Annotated in this window: 4 protein-coding genes and 1 pseudogene; 4 read left to right on the forward strand and 1 reads right to left on the reverse strand. The window is 39.8% G+C overall.

Features of this window, described 5'->3' with window-relative positions; all coding sequences use genetic code 11:
• The first annotated feature begins 114 nt into the window (after positions 1-114).
• The 4 genes and pseudogenes from EYW48_RS20560 to EYW48_RS20580 all read left to right on the forward strand — a co-directional run bounded on the left by EYW48_RS20560 (position 115) and on the right by EYW48_RS20580 (position 2,300).
• Positions 115-549, forward strand: a complete 435-nt coding sequence (locus tag EYW48_RS20560; protein WP_277432980.1) for an MltR family transcriptional regulator — start codon at positions 115-117, stop codon at positions 547-549.
• A gap of 151 nt (positions 550-700) precedes the next feature.
• Positions 701-1,441 (forward strand): abortive infection system antitoxin AbiGi family protein, encoded by a 741-nt coding sequence (locus EYW48_RS20570; RefSeq protein WP_277432981.1) that lies wholly within the window; start codon positions 701-703, stop codon positions 1,439-1,441.
• 15 nt (positions 1,442-1,456) lie between these two features.
• Positions 1,457-1,559 (forward strand): annotated as a pseudogene (locus EYW48_RS20575) (DUF3265 domain-containing protein).
• A 12-nt stretch (positions 1,560-1,571) separates the two neighbouring features.
• Positions 1,572-2,300, forward strand: a complete 729-nt coding sequence (locus EYW48_RS20580) for a hypothetical protein (protein WP_277432982.1) — start codon at positions 1,572-1,574, stop codon at positions 2,298-2,300.
• Between the two features lie 512 nt (positions 2,301-2,812).
• Here EYW48_RS20580 and EYW48_RS20585 read toward each other — a convergent pair.
• Positions 2,813-3,007, reverse strand: a complete 195-nt coding sequence (locus EYW48_RS20585) for a hypothetical protein (RefSeq protein WP_277432983.1) — start codon at positions 3,005-3,007, stop codon at positions 2,813-2,815.
• Between the last annotated feature and the right edge of the window lie 634 nt (positions 3,008-3,641).

Raw genomic sequence — 3,641 nt, forward strand, 5'->3', positions numbered from 1 at the left:
GACTGATACTCTACGATTACATGGTCAAATGTATGAAAGAACTGGCAAAGCCAGAGCCTGATATCAACTCACTGCTTCCTTGGAACTTCTCACACTAAAACGCCCCGTGGGATTATGGGGCGCATACAATTAGTCGACACTGATAAAAAGAAAGATCCTATATTTGAGCACAATGGACCATTGGGTAATTTCTCATCAAAAATAGAAATGGCCTATAGACTAGGTTTGATTACTCAAAAACAGAACCTTATGTTTAATACTTTTCGGAAGCTACGAAATCAGTTCGCTCATAGTTCGGTATCATTGAGCCTTGAAGATGATGCGATTAAAGATCAGTTAGAGGCGGTATTCAACCATAACTCTGATATTAAGGATTTGTTCGTTACTGCCGTTCAAGCTACGGCTGAGTCTCATGATTTACCAAATGAAATTATCAATCAAGACTTAAAGTCTGGTCGTTATATGCTTAACATGGTGTTCTCACTAGAAATATTAGCTCTGCATTTTGCGCAAGACAAAGTGATAAAAATCGAGCGAAAAGATGGCTAACAAACAATTTAAGAGTGATTCGGCACGCGTGGCATTTTTACTATGCGTTAGGTTTAGTGATTAAGGTGGTATGCCGAAGCATAGGTATTGCGTGCCTCACACCTTAATTGGGCGTTAGTAGCTCAGGCTAGTTTTAAATTTAGAGGTCAAAATGGCTCCAAAATCTCATACGTTATTCCATTTTACGAATAACAAAGAAACACTAAAGTTAATTTTTAATCACGGTTATTGGCCTCGATATTGTCTTGAAGATATTCGTTGGGTAAATCAAGATAATGCACCTTACATGGCTTTTCCAATGGTTTGTTTCTGTGATATTCCGCTAAGTCGAATATCCGAGCACGTTTCATTCTATGGTAACTATGGTCTGGGTATGACAAAAGAGTGGGCTAATGCAAATGGATTGAATCCTATCTTATATCTAGCGTCGGAAAATAACCTTATGGCTGAGTTTAGAGCATTAAATGATCATGCCAATGGGCTTGGTGATGCTAGCAAGGTTGAATCAGCTAAATGTACAATGAGACATATCTATATGCATGTTAAGCCAGCAGATGGAACTATGCTTATGAACAATCAGCTCGTTGAAAAGGAATTTTACCAAGAGTCTGAATGGAGGTATGTTCCAAAACATTCGCAGATTGTCAGCCATCTCAAAAAATCTGAGTTTGATGATGAAGAAAGGTTAACTTTGGAGAATGAAAAGACAAAAGAGCATGGCTCGCTGTATTTTACTCCAAGAGATGTGAAATATATCTTCGTCAAAAATGACGCGGATATTCCAGATATAATTAACTTCATTCAAAATGAACTAGATCACTATCAGGCCGCTGACCTTAAAGTACTAATGTCGCGTGTAGTCTCGTTAGAAAGCATCCAGTCAGATCTTTAGAGCGCTACTAACAAACTGTTCAAGAGGGATTCGCAACGCGTGGCATTTTTACTATGCGTTGATTTTAGTGTTTAAGGTGGTTTGCGGCGGCTTCGGTATTGCGTTGCTCACCCCTTAACAGGGCGTTAGCTTGCAGTGGGATATCATGAGATCTATCAAAGAAAATATATTATCTGTTTTGTTTTTGTGTGCGTTGGTATTAGCAATTGTTTTAACTCTTTATTTCATACCAAGCATTTCAAACAACTGGTTTACGGAAAATGCACCTGCATGGATACAGGCTATTGGCAGTATTGCGGCAATTTTTGCAGCAGCGTTGATTTCCAGTAACCAATATCGAAATGAACGTAGGTTAGAGTCTGAGCGTGTCGCGACTTCGGAAATAAATAAACTGATGGTCGTTAAGGCTTTAATGGCAAGGTCTCACCAATTAAGTAAAGACATAACCACGGCATTCACAACTAAAAAAGATGAAGATTTTTCACAAGTTACACCTGCGTTGATGACTGATACCCACTCAGTTCTTATGGGACTCCCGACATTCGAAGTGCCTAATGGCCTGCTTGCTCTGGATGTGCTTACCGTTGGTAGAGGACTAAATGTGTTGGCTGAGAATTGGGAAGAATTTTGCGTTTCTGTCGTGAAGAACAATAGTCTTGAAGTCCCAGAAGCTGAACCATTGTTGGAATTGGCAAGAGAAATTGAGTCAATCACAGGTGACGCAATAAAAATTTGCTCTACAGAAATTGCTCAACGAGAGCTAATAACAGGTACAAAGTCAGGTTGGGGAAAGCAAGCTAACAAACAATTTAAGAGGGATTCCCAACGCTTGGCATTTTTACTTCTACTTCACCTTTAGTGTTTATGGCACAATGCTTTAGGTTTGGGTGGTAGCGTTGCTCACCCCTTAATTGGGCGTTATGTGTTGGATGAGTTTTTAAGGTCAAAGCTACGATTCCATTGATAATTCGTTCCGTGTTTTCGGCAAGTTGGCTTGGTCGAAATGGATTCTTGAACAACCTGAGATTGATCGTTTTCAAGGTTCTTGGGTTGCCTCAATTAAGTTTTGGATCTGGCTTGTGTTGAGTTTCGTCAGTTTCAAATCGCTTTAATTGAAATGTCCTTTTGACTGACTCTCTTGCTGACATTCAACTCTGAAAGTCTGGTGAAGCAAAAGGTTTGGTTGTGGCTGAAAGGGCGCTTTCTTTGTTGTCGATTCTGTAAGTGGCACTCTTTGGCTCAGTTCGCTGTGAAATTTAGGGTTTGGTCAGCATCGTTTTTGTACGTAACTTATTCAAATTCCTTAATTTCTACGGTGGTTTATTTTGAATTTACGGTAAAATTCACATAACAAGCAATTCAAGTGGATTCTCAACGCGTGGCAGTTTTACTATGCGTCAGGTAAAGTGTTTTACGGTGCAATGCAGCGGCTTGGCCAGTGCGTTGTTCACCACTTAATTGGGCGTTATGTGTTGGATGAGTTTTTGAGGTTAACTCTACGATTTCATTGATAATTCGTTCTGTGTTTTCGGCAAGTTGGCTTGGTCGAAATGGATTCTTAAACAACTTGAGATTGATCGTTTTTAAGGTTCTTGGGTTGCCTCAATTAAGTTTCGGATCTGGTTTTTGTTGGGTTTCGGTGGTTTCAAATCGCTTCAATTGAAATGCATTTTTGACTGATTCACTTTCTGAAATTTAGCTCTGAAAATCTGGTGACGCAAAAGGTTTGGCTGTGGCTGAAAGGGCGCTTTCTTTGTTGTTGATTCTGTAAGTGGCTCTCTTTGGCTAAGATCGCTGTGAAATTTAGGGTTTGGTCAGCATCGTCTTTGTACGTAACTTATTCAAATCTCTTTATTTCTACGGTGGTTTACTTTGAATTCACGGTAAAATTCACATAACAAGCAATTCAAGTGGATTCTCAACGCGTGGCAGTTTTACTATGCGTCAGGTAAAGTGCTTTACAGTGCAATGCAGCGGCTTGGCCAGTGCGTTGTTCACCACTTAATTGGGCGTTATGTGTTTGATGAGTTTTTGAGGTTAATTCTACGATTTCATTGAGAATTCGTTCCGTTCTTTCGGCAAGTTGGCTTGGTCGAAATGGATTCTTGAACAACCTGAGATTGATCGTTTTCAAGGTTATTGGGTTGCCTCAATTGAGTTTTTGATCTGGTTTGTGTTGAGTTTCGTTGGTTTCAAATCG

It is taken from the genome of Vibrio sp. 1180_3, from assembly GCF_029478545.1.
In the GTDB taxonomy this organism is placed as follows: Bacteria; Pseudomonadota; Gammaproteobacteria; order Enterobacterales; family Vibrionaceae; genus Vibrio; species Vibrio aestuarianus.